The following is a 15,952-nucleotide window of genomic DNA, read 5'->3' as shown; positions in this document are numbered from 1 at the left end:
TACCGCCTCGTGGCTCCCACGTTATAACCGACTTATTATTTTTTGTTAGCATCTATACACTGTAGATATAAATGATATAGTGGTTATAGCGAATCACTTTTTTATTATCAAATCGTCTTATACATCATCGTTTTCAGGACGCGTTGTGGCGCTGGTTCGGCGCGCCGCAGGGAATGTCTGGCGTTTTGCCGCCGGCAGGCAGCAGTCTGAACATAATGGGTATTAAGCGGATTCATTTGACGCGTTTACGGATATCAGCCATGAAACTACAGCAACTCCGCTACATCGTTGAGGTTGTTAACCATAACCTGAATGTCTCCTCTACCGCCGAAGGCTTGTATACTTCGCAGCCTGGCATCAGCAAGCAGGTGCGCATGCTGGAAGATGAGTTGGGAATTCAGATATTTGCCCGCAGCGGTAAGCATTTAACTCAGGTCACTCCAGCCGGACAGGAAATTATTCGCATCGCGCGCGAAGTGCTGTCCAAAGTTGAGGCTATTAAATCCGTGGCAGGGGAGCACACCTGGCCGGATAAAGGCTCATTGTACGTTGCCACCACCCACACGCAGGCGCGTTATGCGCTGCCTGGGGTGATTAAGGGCTTTATTGAGCGTTATCCTCGGGTTTCTTTGCATATGCATCAGGGATCGCCGACGCAGATTGCAGAAGCGGTTTCTAAGGGCAATGCTGACTTTGCGATTGCTACCGAAGCGCTGCATCTGTACGACGATTTGGTGATGCTGCCGTGCTATCACTGGAACCGTTCCATTGTGGTGACGCCGGACCACCCGCTCGCTTCGAAAGGTTCGGTGACCATTGAAGAGCTCGCGCAGTACCCGCTGGTGACTTATACCTTCGGCTTCACCGGGCGTTCCGAGCTAGATACCGCGTTTAATCGCGCCGGGCTCACTCCGCGTATCGTCTTCACGGCGACTGATGCCGATGTTATCAAAACCTATGTGCGTTTAGGGCTTGGCGTTGGGGTCATTGCCAGCATGGCGGTCGATCCGGTGTCCGATCCGGACCTGGTAAAACTTGATGCCAATGGTATTTTCAGCCATAGCACCACCAAGATAGGCTTCCGCCGAAGCACCTTCCTCAGAAGTTATATGTATGATTTTATTCAGCGTTTTGCGCCGCATCTGACGCGGGATGTGGTAGATACGGCCGTGGCGCTACGTTCGAATGAGGATATAGAGGCGATGTTCAAAGATATTAAACTGCCGGAAAAATAATCGTATCGATAAATGGCATTTCCTCTGGGGAGTGCCATTTTCTATTATGGACCTTATCAGAACTTATAAACCTCGTTGTAATCACATTTCTGCGGATTTTACCTCATCCCTTTTCCATTATACCCGCTGCGATCAAAATAACGGTTAAAAGCCTTTTAGCTGTTCCTGAATTAGCTGGATCTATTTTATATATCTTATTAAGATTTATCTGTACCTGATGATTTTAGCAATTGGTGGTGATGAAATGATAAACAATATCGATTATGCAAAGCTCGCGATGTCGTACGAACGTCATAAAGCGGAAATCGATCCAACGCTGCGCAGTCAGGTTTGGGGCTCGCTACTGATGGGGCTTAGCGCTTTCTGGTGCATCGTTGCATTATTCATCTGGATTATTAGCTAAAGCAGTTTATCAGAGAAGGTTATATTTCACTTTTGTGACAAAAGGAGGTTGGTAAAATTAGCACCCGGAATTGTGGAACACGGTGGAAGAAATTATTTTCCGACTTATCAGCTTTAAATGTTAATCCATCCTGAGCTAATCATTGCATATCGGTGATTAGCTCTTTTTCTATTCCCGCTTAGTGAACAGGTTCGGAACTTACTCACCCTCATCAAATATATCCGTGCTGTAATACTATTCTCGTCAAAATTTCTGAACTGTACGGTTTTGTCAATTTTAGCAATTTGAGTTGTTATCAAAGTGTTATGCCAAGTTTGTGTTATCTTTAATAAAGACCCTGAGGAGTTCAGGGCATGTATCCCTGTGATAAAGGAGGAGCTATGTCGTCAACACTACGAGCAGCCAGTAAGGATACGCTACAGGTCAAAGACAAAACCTACCATTACTACAGCCTGGCTCTGGCCGCTAAACACCTGGGCGATCTCACCCGACTGCCCAAATCTCTCAAAGTTCTGCTTGAAAACCTCCTGCGCTGGCAGGACGGCGACTCGGTGACGGAGCAAGACATTCAGGCGCTGGCCGGTTGGCTGGCCACAGCGCACGCCGACCGCGAAATTGCCTACCGACCGGCACGCGTGCTGATGCAGGATTTCACCGGGGTACCGGCGGTGGTGGATTTAGCCGCTATGCGCGAAGCGGTAAAACGCCTGGGCGGCGATACCGCGAAGGTGAACCCGCTCTCTCCGGTTGACCTGGTCATCGACCACTCGGTGACGGTAGACCGTTTTGGTAATGAAAACGCTTTTGAAGACAACGTGCGTCTTGAAATGGAACGGAACCACGAGCGTTATGCATTCCTGCGCTGGGGGCAGCAGGCCTTCAGCCGCTTTAGCGTCGTGCCGCCGGGAACCGGGATCTGCCACCAGGTAAACCTTGAATATCTTGGCCGTGCCGTCTGGAGCGAACTGCAGAATGGCGAATGGGTGGCTTACCCGGATACGCTGGTGGGTACCGATTCGCACACCACCATGATCAACGGTCTCGGCGTATTAGGGTGGGGCGTCGGCGGGATTGAAGCGGAAGCCGCGATGCTTGGTCAGCCGGTATCCATGCTCATTCCCGATGTCGTTGGTTTCAAACTGACCGGGAAACTACGTGAAGGGATCACCGCGACCGATCTGGTGCTGACAGTGACCCAGATGCTGCGCAAACATGGGGTGGTTGGCAAGTTCGTAGAATTCTACGGCGACGGCCTTGACTCGTTACCGCTGGCCGACCGGGCGACCATTGCGAATATGTCGCCGGAATATGGCGCGACCTGCGGATTCTTCCCGATCGATGCAGTGACTCTCAGCTATATGCGCCTCAGCGGACGCAGCGAAGAGCAGGTGGCGTTGGTTGAAGCGTATGCCAAAGCGCAGGGCATGTGGCGCCAGACGGGCGATGAGCCGGTCTTTACCAGCACCCTGGCGCTGGATATGGGGACGGTTGAGGCCAGCCTCGCCGGGCCGAAACGGCCGCAGGACCGCGTCGCGTTGGGCGATGTGCCGAAAGCGTTTGCCGCCAGCAACGAACTGGAAGTGAATCAAACGCAAAAATCGCGTCAACCGGTTGATTACACTCTCGATGGGCAACGCTATTCGCTGCCGGAAGGCGCGGTGGCGATTGCGGCAATCACCTCCTGCACCAACACCTCCAACCCAAGCGTGTTGATGGCCGCCGGCCTGCTGGCGAAGAACGCGGTTGAGCGCGGCCTTAAACCGCAGCCGTGGGTAAAAGCTTCGCTGGCGCCGGGTTCGAAAGTGGTTTCCGATTATCTGGCGCATGCGGGGTTGACGCCTTATCTTGATGAGTTGGGCTTTAACCTCGTTGGCTACGGTTGTACAACCTGTATCGGTAACTCCGGGCCGCTGCCGGAACCTATCGAAGAGGCAATCAAAAAAGGAGACCTGACCGTGGGGGCGGTACTCTCCGGCAACCGCAACTTCGAAGGTCGTATCCATCCGCTGGTGAAAACCAACTGGCTGGCGTCGCCTCCGCTGGTCGTAGCCTATGCGCTGGCCGGCAATATGAACATCGACCTGACCCGTGAACCGCTTGGGGTTGGTAAAGACGGTAAGCCGGTGTTCCTGAAAGATATCTGGCCGAGCGGCGAGGAGATTGCTCGCGCTGTGCAGCAGGTTTCTACCGAGATGTTCCGTAAAGAGTATGCCGAAGTCTTTGAAGGTACCGAGGAGTGGAAAGCGATTCAGGTTGAGCGTTCCGATACCTATCGCTGGCAGGATGACTCTACCTATATTCGCCTGTCGCCATTCTTTGATGAGATGGGGGTTGAGCCGAAACCGGTGGAAGATATTCATGGCGCTCGGATCCTGGCGATGCTTGGTGATTCCGTCACCACCGACCATATTTCCCCGGCAGGAAGTATCAAGGCTGACAGCCCGGCAGGACGCTACTTGCAGGAGCACGGCGTGGCGCGCGGCGATTTCAACTCTTATGGTTCGCGACGCGGTAACCATGAAGTCATGATGCGCGGCACCTTTGCTAATATTCGTATCCGTAACGAAATGGTGCCGGGCGTGGAAGGGGGAATGACGCGTCATTTGCCGGACACGCAGCCTATCGCCATCTACGATGCGGCTATGCTGTACAAAGCCGAAGGTACGCCTCTGGCGGTAATCGCCGGTAAAGAATATGGCTCAGGCTCCAGCCGCGATTGGGCGGCGAAGGGGCCGCGTCTGTTGGGCGTGCGGGTGGTCATTGCCGAGTCCTTCGAACGTATTCACCGCTCCAACCTTATCGGCATGGGGATATTACCGCTGGAGTTTCCACAAGGCGTGACGCGTAAAACGCTACAGTTGACCGGCGAAGAGCGGATTGATATCAGCAACCTGCAGGCGCTGCATCCCGCGGCACAGGTTCCAGTCACGATTACCCGCGCCGATGGACAGCAGGAGGTCATTCAGTGTCGCTGTCGTATCGATACCGCGACTGAGCTGACTTACTATCAGAACGACGGCATTCTGCATTATGTGATTCGTAATATGCTGTAAAAGAAAGGGCCAGCGAATGCTGGCCCTGATTCATTCTGGAACTGAATTATTTATTCAGCAGATGCCCCATCTTGGCAGCCTTGGTATCGAGATAGTGTTCGTTTTTCGGGTTACGCCCGACGATGAGCGGCACGCGTTCGACGATATTGATTCCCGCCTCGGTCAGAATTTCGACTTTCTTCGGGTTGTTAGTCAACAGGCGAACCTGCTCGACGCCGAGCAGCTTGAACATGTCGGCGCACAGCGTAAAGTCGCGCTCATCGGCGGCAAAACCAAGCTGGTGGTTGGCTTCGACGGTATCGTAGCCTTGATCCTGTAGCGCGTAGGCGCGAATTTTATTCAGTAAACCGATATTTCGGCCTTCCTGACGATGATAAAGCAGGATCCCGCGTCCTTCTTCAGCGATGTACGACAGCGCCGCTTCCAGCTGAAAACCGCAATCACAACGCAGACTAAAAAGGGCATCGCCCGTCAGACATTCTGAGTGTACGCGAGCCAGTACCGGGGCTTGCCCCGAAATATCGCCATACACCAGCGCGACATGATCCTGCCCGGTTGCCAGTTCTTCAAAGCCCACCATCAGGAAATCGCCCCAGGGGGTTGGCAGTTTGGCTTCTGCCACACGTTTAAGCTGCATGTGATTCTCCAGATTCTGACAGCACCTGAATGTGCTTTCTGTTTACTACTATTTTGCCACAACGCTGCGACGTTCTCCTAATTACCAACGACCGCCTGCGCGGAAAGCGCACAAACGATCTACTTTCCGTTATGATATTCAGAAGGAAAGAGAAGGAGATACGATGCTGTTAATTGCCAAAAGGACCGCCATCGGGGCGGCGCTATTGCTTGTTATGCCCGTTATGGTCTGGCTCTCCGGCTGGCAGTGGCAGCCGGGTCAAGCCCCGGCCATGTTGAAAATGTGGTACTGGGTGACTGAAACGGTAACCCAGCCGTGGGGAATCATTACCCACGTAGCGCTATTTGGCTGGTTTTTGTGGTGTTTACGTTTTCGTCTGCGCGAAGCGCTGGTGCTGTTTCTCATTCTCGGTGCTGCTATCCTGGCAGGACAGGGGCTAAAATCCTGGATCAAAGAACGGGTGCAGGAACCACGGCCGTTTGTGATTTGGTTAGAAAGAACCCAGCAGGTTCCTGTGGCGCAATTCTATGAGTTAAAACGTAAAGAACGCGCTAAACTGGTGCATGAGCAATTGGCTGAACAACAGACAATACCGGGGTTCTTGCGTAAACACTGGCAAAAAGAGACCGGTTTTGCCTTTCCGTCCGGCCATACCATGTTTGCCGCCAGCTGGGCGCTGCTGGGCGTCGGGCTGTTGTGGCCGCGTCGGCGCTGGGTGACTATCGGTGTGCTGTTAGGGTGGGCGACGGCGGTCATGGGCAGCCGCCTGGCGTTGGGCATGCACTGGCCGCAGGATCTTATCGTGGCGACCAGCCTTTCCTGGCTGCTGGTTACCGCGGCGACCTGGCTCACGCAGCGTTTTTGCGGCCCGTTAACCCCGCCTGTCGAAGAGGCGACGGATATCAAAAAACGCGCAACCTGACGCTGTTTATGTTGATTTTCGCGACACCCGGCCGCATATCATGACGGGTGTCATGCTTTTCCATTTCACCACTGCGGTGAAAATGATACTTTATAGGGCTTGAACGCGTTTTACTCGCGCAACCCACAGAACGGGAAGTCATGTGAAATATTTACTTATTTTCTTACTGGTGTTAGCTATCTTCGTCATCTCTGTGACGCTGGGTGCGCAAAATGACCAACTGGTCACGTTCAACTATTTGCTCGCGCAGGGTGAATTCCGCATCTCCACGTTGCTGGCGGTGTTATTTGCTGCCGGGTTTGCGATTGGCTGGCTGATTTGCGGCCTGTTCTGGTTACGGGTACGAGTATCGCTGGCCCGCGCCGAGCGTAAAATTAAACGCCTGGAGCAGCAGATCGCGCCAGTGACCGTAGCGCCTGCTGATGCCGGCGTCCCTGCGGTCAAGGAATAACCGTCTATGCTGGAGTTGTTGTTTCTGCTTCTTCCCGTTGCCGCAGCCTATGGATGGTATATGGGGCGCAGGAGCGCACAACAGTCCAAACAGGACGATGCTAATCGCCTGTCGCGCGATTATGTCGCTGGGGTCAACTTCCTGCTGAGCAACCAGCAGGATAAAGCCGTGGATCTGTTCCTTGATATGTTGAAAGAGGACACCGGCACCGTTGAAGCCCACCTGACGCTTGGCAACCTGTTTCGTTCTCGCGGCGAAGTTGACCGCGCTATCCGCATTCACCAAAGCCTGATGGAGAGCGCCTCGCTCACCTACGACCAACGCCTGCTCGCCGTCCAGCAGTTGGGCCGTGATTATATGGCCGCGGGCCTGTACGATCGCGCGGAAGATATGTTCAAGCAGTTGGTAGATGAAACCGACTTCCGCCTGGGCGCGCTACAACAACTGCTGCAAATTTACCAGTTAACCAGCGATTGGCAGTCCGCTATTGAAGTTGCCGAACGGCTGGTAAAATTGGGCAAAGAAAAGCATCGCAGCGATATCGCCAACTTCTGGTGTGAGCTGGCGCTGCAGCAGATGGCCAGTAACGATCTCGATAAAGCAATGACGCTGCTGAAAAAAGGCGCGTCAGCGGACCGCAACAGCGCCCGCGTCTCGATTATGATGGGGCGCGTGTGGATGGAAAAAGGCGACTACGCGAAAGCGGTAGAAAGCCTGGAACGGGTGATTGGCCAGGATAAAGAACTGGTTGGTGAAACCCTGGAAATGCTGCAAACCTGTTATCAGCAGTTGGGTAAGCATGAGGAGTGGGAAGCGTTCCTGCGCCGCTGTGTAGAAGAGAACACCGGGGCGACCGCGGAGCTTATGCTGGCGCAAATTATCGAGCAGCAGGAAGGCGCCGAGGCCGCGCAGAGCTATGTGACTCGCCAGTTGGAACGCCACCCGACGATGCGCGTGTTCCACAAACTGATGGACTACCATCTTAATGAGGCGGAAGAAGGGCGCGCGAAGGCGAGCCTGGGGGTTCTGCGCAATATGGTTGGCGAGCAGGTGCGGAGCAAACCGCGTTACCGCTGCCAGAAGTGCGGTTTTACTTCTCACACCCTGTACTGGCACTGCCCGTCCTGCCGTTCTTGGGCGACTATCAAGCCGATTCGCGGCCTTGATGGCCAGTAACTTCTAAAAAAACCTGACTTTAGTTACAACATACTTATCTGGGTTTTAGCGTATCCATTTCTGCAGCCGCGTGCCCGCTTTTGTCTGTAGACGGGCAAAACCAGCCTGTCATTTTCCCCACTTCGCAGGTAGAATGCTGCCCGTTTACCTTTTTTGCGCCCTGGCGGCGCTCATCCACAATTAAGGTCCGGTCATGACGTCTACTGCTAGCTCTTCTCCTCGCGTTATCACATCCTCTCCCGTCGTTGTTGCGCTTGATTATGATAACCGTGACAAGGCGTTAGCCTTTGTTGATCGAATCGATCCGCGCGACTGCCGGTTAAAGGTAGGTAAGGAGATGTTCACGCTGCTGGGGCCGCAATTTGTTCGCGACCTGCATCAGCGCGGCTTTGAAGTGTTCCTCGACCTGAAATTCCACGATATCCCGAACACCACCGCACGCGCGGTCGCCGCAGCCGCGGAGCTTGGCGTATGGATGGTGAACGTTCACGCCTCCGGCGGCGCGCGCATGATGACGGCTGCCCGCGAGGCGTTGTTACCGTTCGGAAAAGAGGCGCCGCTACTGATTGCGGTCACCGTATTGACCAGCATGGAAGCTAGCGATTTGCAAGACCTTGGCATCACGCTTTCACCTGCCGATCATGCTGCTAAACTGGCGGCGCTAACCAAACGCTGTGGTCTTGATGGCGTAGTCTGTTCCGCGCAGGAGGCCGTCCGCTTTAAACAAGAGTTAGGACAAGAATTTAAGTTAGTTACCCCAGGGATCCGCCCCACAGGCAGCGATGCGGGCGACCAACGCCGGATTATGACTCCGGAACAGGCGCAGCAGGCGGGGGTTGATTACATGGTGATCGGCCGGCCGGTTACCCAGTCTGCCGATCCGGCTGCAACGCTTGCGGCTATCAACGCGTCGCTGAAATTGGAGGCGTAATGAGCGATTCTAACAGCCGCCTGGTTTACTCTACCGATAGCGGACGTATCGAAGAGCCGAAAGCGGCGCCGCAACGTGCGAAAGGCGATGGTATCGTGCGCATTCAACGCCAGACCAGCGGGCGCAAAGGGAAGGGCGTCTGCTTGATTACCGGCATCGATCTCGATGACGATGCGCTGGCGAAGCTGGCCGCGGAGCTGAAAAAGAAATGCGGCTGCGGCGGTTCACTGAAAGATGGAGTGATTGAAATTCAGGGTGATAAACGCGACTTGCTGAAATCACTGCTGGAAGCTAAAGGGATGAAAGTAAAATTAGCGGGTGGCTAAGATAATTTCTACGAAATAAACAACAAGGCCACGGTAAATACCGTGGCCTTAATTATTGGTAGATGCGTGAGTCAGTAACTACGAAATTATTATTAATTTAATACGCGGGGTGGTTATTTACCAACCTGGTGGCCAATGATGCCGCCAACCGCTGCGCCGCCCAGGGTACCCAGGGTGCTGCCGTCGGTTAATACCGCGCCGCCCAGTGCGCCAGCGCCTGCGCCGATTGCGGTATTACGGTCGCGTTTAGACCAGTTGGAACAAGCGCTCAGGGACATTACTACAGTAACCGCCAGTACGGCCGCAGCCATTTTTTTGCTCATTGAAGTCATCATTTTATTCTCCTGAATAATCTATTCATGGATACACCTTCCTTTAAGCATAGCAACTGGCTATGACTTAAGGGTTATTCCATGAAACTTAAGTTGCGCAGGTGTTGCTCTAATCACGCAGGTGATAGTCACTTCCTGTTATATCGCTAATAATAATTCTACTTATTTTAAAATTTAACGTCAGGTAAAAAATCTTAATTGCGGGTCAGAATACTCTCAGACGCAGAAAGGCTGCCAACGCCATTCTACGGGCGCTGGCGGAAGCGATCAGGCGGGGTCGACTATATCGAGCGTTAAACCGCTCCCGGAGAGCTGCCGGCGGATAGTTTCGCTCAGGTTGTTGTCGGTTATGACGCGATTGAAACGGGCAATCGGGCCCAGTGGATAAGGATGCACAACGCTGAACTTCGAACTGTCGCTGAGTACGATAGCCTCGCACTGCTTTTCCAGCACCGCGTTGACCACATCGGCGCGCATCATGTCGCGGCCGGTAAAGCCGGTTTCGGTCTGCCAGCCGTCAACGCCGATAAACGCCTTGCTGAAGTGCACCTGCTGGATGCATTGACGGGTTAATGGGCCCACCATGCTTTCACTGCGCTTCTGATAAATACCGCCCAGCAGGATGACCTCGCCCGGCGTTTCCTTGAGTAAATGTGCGATATAGCTGCTAACGGTGATGATAGTGATATCACCGCGTTCCGCCAACGTGCGGGCCAGAAGGGCGTTTGAGCTGCCATTTTCGATGAACACCGTTTCTCCGGCTGCCACCAGCGACGCGGCGCGCGCGGCGAGTTCACGCTTAATGGCAAAGTTGGTCATCATGCGGGTTTCGACGTCTTCGCTATCCAGCGGTACGGCAAAGCCGTGGGTGCGGCGCAGATAGCTTTGTTTTTCCAGCGAATTCAGATCCTGACGAATAGTGACTTCGGAGACACCGGTCATCCTGGCCAGATCGGCAACGCTCATGCGGCCTTTATCAATGACCATTTGTAAAATACTTTGTTGTCGGGCGTTCATAGCTACATCACAGTTAGAGGTCTATACGGCGCCCAGCAGGCTTTAAGGCGTGCTGGGGGACAGGAATCAATCAGATTTCCCACGGCGCTTTTGATTGCCCTGAATCCTTCTCTGGCTCGTCGTGAGACAATGCCTGCAGTTCGGCTTTGAGGATCTCCAGATTATGGATCGCCGAGTGATAATCTCCGGCAACCAGAATATCCAGCACGGTATCGATACGTTGGGCGAGCAGGCGGGCATTCAGATCAGACATAGCATTATCCTGGTTACAAAAATGAATGAAATCAATGATGCAAAAAACGGTTGCAAAAGAGAAGCGAAAAAAACGCACATCCTTGCGCAGCTGGCGATATTCACTCAAAACGAGAAATGCATGGCCCCTGGGCAGGGGCCATAAAAGCGTTACGCCGCTGGACGGGCGATGACGCTGCGGGTTTCCATACGAACTTCAGCGATAGTCACGTCGATAACATCGGTGACTTTATAAACCACTTCACCTTTAATCTGTACGGTTCCGTTCTCCTGGCTGCAGACCAGTTCATCGCGCACCGCGTGCAGGAAAGGTGCCGGAATAAAGGCGACAGCGCCGTTATCGACCAGGCGCACGCGCATGCCGCCGCGACTGACATCAATGATTTCTGCCGCGTAGCGGGTATCGGTTCCGGCTTTATCGTTGAGGAAGCGAGCATACAGCCAATCTGCGACGTCACGTTCCGCCATACGGTTCAGACGACGACGTTCCGCCATCTGCACGGTGATATCATCCTGCGGGCGACCAATGGTCTCGCCTTTAATGATGGCCTTTAACAGACGGTGGTTGATCATATCGCCGTATTTACGGATTGGCGAAGTCCAGGTGGCGTAAGCTTCCAGGCCAAGGCCGAAGTGCGGGCCCGGCTCGGTACTGATCTCCGCGAACGACTGGAAGCGACGGATGCGGCTATCGAGGAAACCTGAAGGCTGAGCATCCAGTTCGCGGCGCAGTTTACAGAAGCCGTCCAGTGTCAGGACTTCCAGCGGATCGACGTGTACATCGTGCGTTTTCAGCAGCGCGGCCAGCTGCTCGGTGTTAGCTGGGTCGAAACCGGTATGCACGTTATAGACGCCAAAGCCCAGGTTATCGCGCAGCACGCGTGCCGCGCAGATATTAGCGGCAATCATTGACTCTTCAACAATGCGGTTGGCGATGCGGCGCGGTTCGGCAACGATATCCAGCACTTCACCTTTCTCACCCAACACGAAGCGATAATCAGGGCGGTCTTTGAACACCAGGGCGTGGGTTTGACGCCATTCGCTGCGGCGCAGGCAGACTTCCTGCAGCAGTTTGATTTGCTGCGCGATAGCGTCATCAGCAGGCTGCCATGAGCCTATATTTTCCAGCCAGTTGGAGACGTCGTCATAAGCCAGTTTGGCTTTAGATTCGATGGTCGCGGCGAAGAATTCGATATTATCTTCAATAGCGCCGTCAGCCGCCAGAGTCATGCGGCAGGCGAGTACCGGACGCACTTCGTTGGCGCGCAGCGAGCACAAATCGTCAGACAGTTCGCGCGGCAGCATCGGGATATTAAAGCCCGGCAGATAGTTGGTGAAGGCGCGAATTTTCGCCGCGTTGTCCAGTTTGCTGCCCTCGGCAATCCACGCTGTCGGATCGGCGATAGCGACGGTCAGCAGAAGTTTACCGTCGTCGGCGCGCTCTACAAACAGCGCGTCGTCCATATCTTCGGTGCTGGCGCTGTCGATGGTTACAAACTCAAGCGCCGTCAAATCGCGACGTTCCAGTCCTTCATCGAGCATCTCGGTGGCAACGCCATTCGGCGCTTCTTTTTCCAGGTTATGACGCGCCAGCGTCACCCACCACGGCACGAAATGATCGTCGCTAAAGGTGATGAATTGCGTTAATTCGGCATAGAAACCGCGGTCGCCTTTCAGCGGATGGCGACGCATTTCTGCCACCGCCCAGTCACCCTGTTTGAAATCGTGTTCTACGCCGCGCGCGGCGCGGCAAGGGATGGCGTCTTTCAGCAGCGGATGATCAGGAACAATAGACAGACGATCGTCTTTTTTCTGTACTTTACCGACAAAACGGGTCAGGAAAGGCTCAACCAGCTCTTCCGGCTCGGCGCTTTCACGTTCTTTTTCCGTATGGACCACGGCGATAATACGATCGCCATGCATCACTTTTTTCATTTGCGGCGGCGGAATGAAGTAGCTTTTCTGCGAGTCGACTTCAAGGAAGCCAAAACCTTTTTCCGTACCTTTAACGACCCCTTCAACGCGCGGGGTCTGGGAATGCAATTGCTGTTTAAGCTGCGCTAGCAGCGGGTTGTCCTGAAACATAATTAGGTTTTTTCGTGGCTAAAAGAGCGGCTGACATTTTTACGCGAATATGCCTGCCTCAGCAAGCGCTGTTTCAGCATTTTACGTCGCTTGACGTACCTCACCGAGGGCGATTTTAAGCCGGTTCAGCCACCCGCAGAGGCCGCACCACGCCAGCAGATCGATAGCCTCAACGCGGGAAAGCCCATATTCAGTGAGGGGAGTTAGCTGCGCGGCGCTAAAACGGTCCGGCGCACGAGTCAGTAGCTGCGCCGCCTGCAGGAAAGCGTGTTCCAAAGAATGGCTTCGCGCCCAGTGCTGAACCGTTCGTTCATCGCCGCGCAATGCCTGCAACAATCCGTTGTCACCTGTCCAGCGAGCTCTCCAGGCGTTAAAACAGCTGACGCTGCCGTTGATTCGCGCCGCGAGTAACGCCGCCATTGCGCCTAAGGGCTGCGCAGAATTATCCAGTTGATTCAGCAGTTGATGCAGCAGGGCTAACGCGCCTTCATCCGTTGCCAGAAGGGGGGCGAGAGGCTGCAGGCCGGGATGACGGTGCCATGCGGCGAGCCTGGCTTGCCTGTCATCATTGGCGTAACGCAGGTCGGCATCATCGATGTCCAGGGACCACTCTCCAGTAACATCAGTAAAGCGTTCTGCCGGGGCATCATTCTGCTGCGGCATACCGGGAAGCCAGCGTACCGGTTGGCCGAGCGCGGCCTGAAATGCGGCCACCGTGCGGGCCTGAAAGCCCACGAAGCCGATAATTTGGTTAATTAACACAATATCGCGGCTGGTCAGCCCGACCTCCTCAAGCTGGCGGCGGGAGACCTCGTTGATAACCGAAGGAGAACTGGCTAACTGCCGGGCGTACTGGGTTATCTGCGCCAACCGGTGATTACTTTCTCGTGAGGAGTCAGGGCCAGGCAACGGCGCCAGACGGGCGGCGTAGTGGTTACACAAGCGCTGTACGCCGTAGACCTGAGCGACGGTCAGGGCGGTGCTAAGACGGTCGTAGGCGCTGAAGGTTTGTAATCGGGTTACCGTGACGTTGTCCGGGAAAAGGACCTTTGTCAACTGACGCGCGGGTGCCAGCCAGCCTTCATGAGGGTGGCTGAGATCGGCTGCGAGTGGCAGATCGAGCAAAAAACGGTCATCAACGTCAGCGGCCTCCGGGACCAGAGGAAGAACCTCGACCGGGCTATTGGTTGACTGGGTCTCGTGATACCAGTGGTTTTTGCCATACACGCGGCGTTGCTCCATGGGCGTTCCTTGTTCGGTAGGTGGCGAACCGCCGTTTCGCGGTACCTCTTTGCACAACTATCCTGGCGTAACCCTGAAGCAGGAGAAAATATTGATACGTACTAATAAATAGCGGATTGGAATAACAGAAGAGAAGCGTAAGCAGAGAAGGGAGAGAGATCCTCCTCACCGGGGTGAGGAGGATAGGGAACTTATTTCAGTTCCAGTTCGTTCATCGCAGCGATGCTGAAACCGCCGTCAACGTGAACGACTTCACCGGAGATGCCCGCAGACAGGTTAGAGCACAGGAAGGCCGCGCTGTTGCCGACGTCTTCGATGGTGACGGTGCGACGGATCGGGGTGACCGCTTCGCAGTGCGCCAGCATTTTACGGAAATCTTTGATACCGGATGCCGCCAGGGTGCGGATCGGACCCGCAGAGATGGCGTTAACACGAATACCTTCCGGACCCATCGCGTTCGCCATATAGCGGACGTTGGCTTCCAGAGACGCTTTTGCCAGACCCATAACGTTATAGTTCGGGATCGCGCGCTCAGCGCCCAGATAGGAAAGGGTCAGCAGCGCGGAGTCCGGGTTCAGCATTGAGCGGCAGGCTTTTGCCATCGCCACGAAGCTGTAGGCGCTGATGTCGTGGGCGATTTTGAAACCTTCGCGGGTGACGGCATTAACATAGTCGCCATCTAACTGGTCAGCTGGCGCATAACCGATAGAGTGCACGAAACCATCAAATTTCGGCCATACTTTTTCAAGTTCAGTGAACAGCGCGGTGATGCTTTCGTCTTCAGCCACGTCGCACGGCAGCACAATGTTAGAACCCAACGCAGCAGCAAACTCTTCTACGCGGCCTTTCAGTTTTTCGTTCTGATAGGTGAATGCCAGTTCAGCCCCTTCACGGTGCATTGCTTGCGCAATACCGTAGGCGATGGACAGTTTACTGGCCACGCCAGTGATCAGAATGCGCTTACCGGAAAGAAAACCCATAGCTTTAATCCTTATCGTTATTGCTTATTTTTACTCTAACAATCAAACGGTTAACGTTGTTATTTCAAAATAACTCAAATTTAGCCAGGAATTATATCCCACTGAAGACCCCTTGTGTCACGATTTTTTGTGCCGCCTATCGCAACGCAGCGCGTAATGACAAATGCGCTCACTCCAGTATATCACCGGATAATCACTACGTTTTACCGTGAGATCACGACGCGTTACCGATATTTCTGCGGTTAACGGCGCACGATCGTGGTTAGTAACAGTAGGGCGTCTGTCGTGAGCGGCGCGAGTTCGCCCGGCGCTTGCTGATGCCAGAAAATACCCGATTGCGCTTCACATTGCCGTTCACCAAGTTGCCAGCGACCCTGTAATACCCACGCGACGCCTTCGTCGCCGGGAGTCTGTACATCGTTCACGACCCGAACCTCGGCGTCGGCGCGACTGCGCTGGGTCATGATATTAAAGTCGAGACCGCGCTCGCGGATCCCTTCGCTACGCAGCGGCCACTCGCCGGCAAAAGCCCAGGGTTGCCACAGCGCTAAAGGGTAATCGATAGCTTCGCCTTTCAGGCGCAGCGGCTGCCCGGTGAGTAGGGTAATGACACGATCGACGCCGGGAAAGCAGGAAAACGGACCATCATTTTGTAGGGTGGCAATGCTGGCTCGCCACAAAAAAGGGGCATCAGGAGAAGGTACACAGACTATCTCACGGGTCTCGCCAGCGCCATTTTTCCAGGGTGTGACGGGCAGAGTGGATAGTTGGACGGGAACGATCATGAGCGGTACACCTCGTTAAGCGCTGCCTGCGCAGGCGTTAATCAACGTTATTGTTATGGTTTTGTTACTTTTTGCAATACAAAGAATTTACATATTCATCACAAAAATAGGATGCGTGCGGTGCG

General features: G+C 54.2%; 16 protein-coding genes. 8 read left to right on the top strand and 8 right to left on the bottom strand.

Going from position 1 to position 15,952, the window contains the following annotated elements; genetic code table 11:
- The first annotated feature begins 260 nt into the window (after positions 1-260).
- From cysB to acnA, 3 genes are all read left to right on the top strand, one after another.
- Complete coding sequence (gene cysB, locus ACSEMK_RS12665; protein WP_015705738.1) at positions 261-1,235, top strand: HTH-type transcriptional regulator CysB; 975 nt, start codon at positions 261-263, stop codon at positions 1,233-1,235.
- Positions 1,236-1,479: 244 nt separating this feature from the next.
- Complete coding sequence (locus tag ACSEMK_RS12660) at positions 1,480-1,638, top strand: YmiA family putative membrane protein (RefSeq protein ID WP_072056445.1); 159 nt, start codon at positions 1,480-1,482, stop codon at positions 1,636-1,638.
- A gap of 380 nt (positions 1,639-2,018) precedes the next feature.
- Complete coding sequence (gene acnA / locus ACSEMK_RS12655; protein ID WP_087859375.1) at positions 2,019-4,691, top strand: aconitate hydratase AcnA; 2,673 nt, start codon at positions 2,019-2,021, stop codon at positions 4,689-4,691.
- 46 nt (positions 4,692-4,737) lie between these two features.
- Here acnA and ribA read toward each other — a convergent pair whose 3' ends face one another.
- Complete coding sequence (gene ribA, locus ACSEMK_RS12650; protein ID WP_430914494.1) at positions 4,738-5,328, bottom strand: GTP cyclohydrolase II; 591 nt, start codon at positions 5,326-5,328, stop codon at positions 4,738-4,740.
- Positions 5,329-5,491: 163 nt separating this feature from the next.
- Here ribA and pgpB point away from each other — a divergent pair, with 163 nt between their 5' ends.
- The 5 genes from pgpB (at position 5,492) to yciH (ending at position 9,134) form a co-directional block, all read left to right on the top strand.
- Positions 5,492-6,250 (top strand): phosphatidylglycerophosphatase B, encoded by a 759-nt coding sequence (pgpB, locus tag ACSEMK_RS12645; protein WP_087859376.1) that lies wholly within the window; start codon positions 5,492-5,494, stop codon positions 6,248-6,250.
- Between the two features lie 142 nt (positions 6,251-6,392).
- Positions 6,393-6,701 (top strand): LapA family protein, encoded by a 309-nt coding sequence (locus ACSEMK_RS12640; protein WP_045374686.1) that lies wholly within the window; start codon positions 6,393-6,395, stop codon positions 6,699-6,701.
- A gap of 6 nt (positions 6,702-6,707) precedes the next feature.
- Positions 6,708-7,877: a lipopolysaccharide assembly protein LapB gene (gene lapB / locus ACSEMK_RS12635; protein ID WP_087859378.1), complete on the top strand. Its 1,170-nt coding sequence runs from the start codon at positions 6,708-6,710 to the stop codon at positions 7,875-7,877.
- Between the two features lie 193 nt (positions 7,878-8,070).
- Complete coding sequence (gene pyrF / locus ACSEMK_RS12630; protein ID WP_045393148.1) at positions 8,071-8,808, top strand: orotidine-5'-phosphate decarboxylase; 738 nt, start codon at positions 8,071-8,073, stop codon at positions 8,806-8,808.
- Complete coding sequence (gene yciH, locus ACSEMK_RS12625; protein WP_015705734.1) at positions 8,808-9,134, top strand: stress response translation initiation inhibitor YciH; 327 nt, start codon at positions 8,808-8,810, stop codon at positions 9,132-9,134. The genes pyrF and yciH overlap by 1 nt, the downstream gene beginning before the upstream one ends.
- Before the next feature lie 113 nt (positions 9,135-9,247).
- Here the strand turns inward: yciH and osmB are convergent, their stop codons facing one another.
- The 7 genes from osmB to ACSEMK_RS12590 form a co-directional block, all read right to left on the bottom strand.
- Complete coding sequence (osmB, locus tag ACSEMK_RS12620; RefSeq protein ID WP_032688354.1) at positions 9,248-9,466, bottom strand: osmotically-inducible lipoprotein OsmB; 219 nt, start codon at positions 9,464-9,466, stop codon at positions 9,248-9,250.
- A gap of 267 nt (positions 9,467-9,733) precedes the next feature.
- A complete protein-coding gene (gene yciT, locus ACSEMK_RS12615; RefSeq protein ID WP_087859379.1) occupies positions 9,734-10,483 on the bottom strand; it encodes a DNA-binding transcriptional regulator YciT in 750 nt (249 codons plus the stop codon).
- 70 nt (positions 10,484-10,553) lie between these two features.
- Positions 10,554-10,736 (bottom strand): YciZ family protein, encoded by a 183-nt coding sequence (locus ACSEMK_RS12610; protein ID WP_015366235.1) that lies wholly within the window; start codon positions 10,734-10,736, stop codon positions 10,554-10,556.
- A 149-nt stretch (positions 10,737-10,885) separates the two neighbouring features.
- A complete protein-coding gene (locus ACSEMK_RS12605) occupies positions 10,886-12,820 on the bottom strand; it encodes an exoribonuclease II (RefSeq protein ID WP_113373659.1) in 1,935 nt (644 codons plus the stop codon).
- Positions 12,821-12,901: 81 nt separating this feature from the next.
- Positions 12,902-14,062, bottom strand: coding sequence for a CMD domain-containing protein (locus ACSEMK_RS12600; RefSeq protein ID WP_430914493.1), 1,161 nt, complete (start codon positions 14,060-14,062; stop codon positions 12,902-12,904).
- Between the two features lie 191 nt (positions 14,063-14,253).
- Positions 14,254-15,042 carry an enoyl-ACP reductase FabI gene (fabI, locus tag ACSEMK_RS12595; RefSeq protein WP_061154898.1) on the bottom strand — a complete coding sequence of 263 codons (789 nt, stop codon included), beginning with the start codon at positions 15,040-15,042 and terminating at the stop codon, positions 14,254-14,256.
- A gap of 242 nt (positions 15,043-15,284) precedes the next feature.
- Positions 15,285-15,827: a HutD family protein gene (locus ACSEMK_RS12590; protein WP_113373660.1), complete on the bottom strand. Its 543-nt coding sequence runs from the start codon at positions 15,825-15,827 to the stop codon at positions 15,285-15,287.
- Positions 15,828-15,952: the final 125 nt, after the last annotated feature.

The organism is Klebsiella sp. K-3 (assembly GCF_051207495.1).
Classification (GTDB): domain Bacteria; phylum Pseudomonadota; class Gammaproteobacteria; order Enterobacterales; family Enterobacteriaceae; genus Klebsiella; species Klebsiella aerogenes.
The sequence above is the reverse complement of the archived record's forward strand: the minus strand, read 5'-3'. Positions and strand labels throughout refer to the sequence as shown.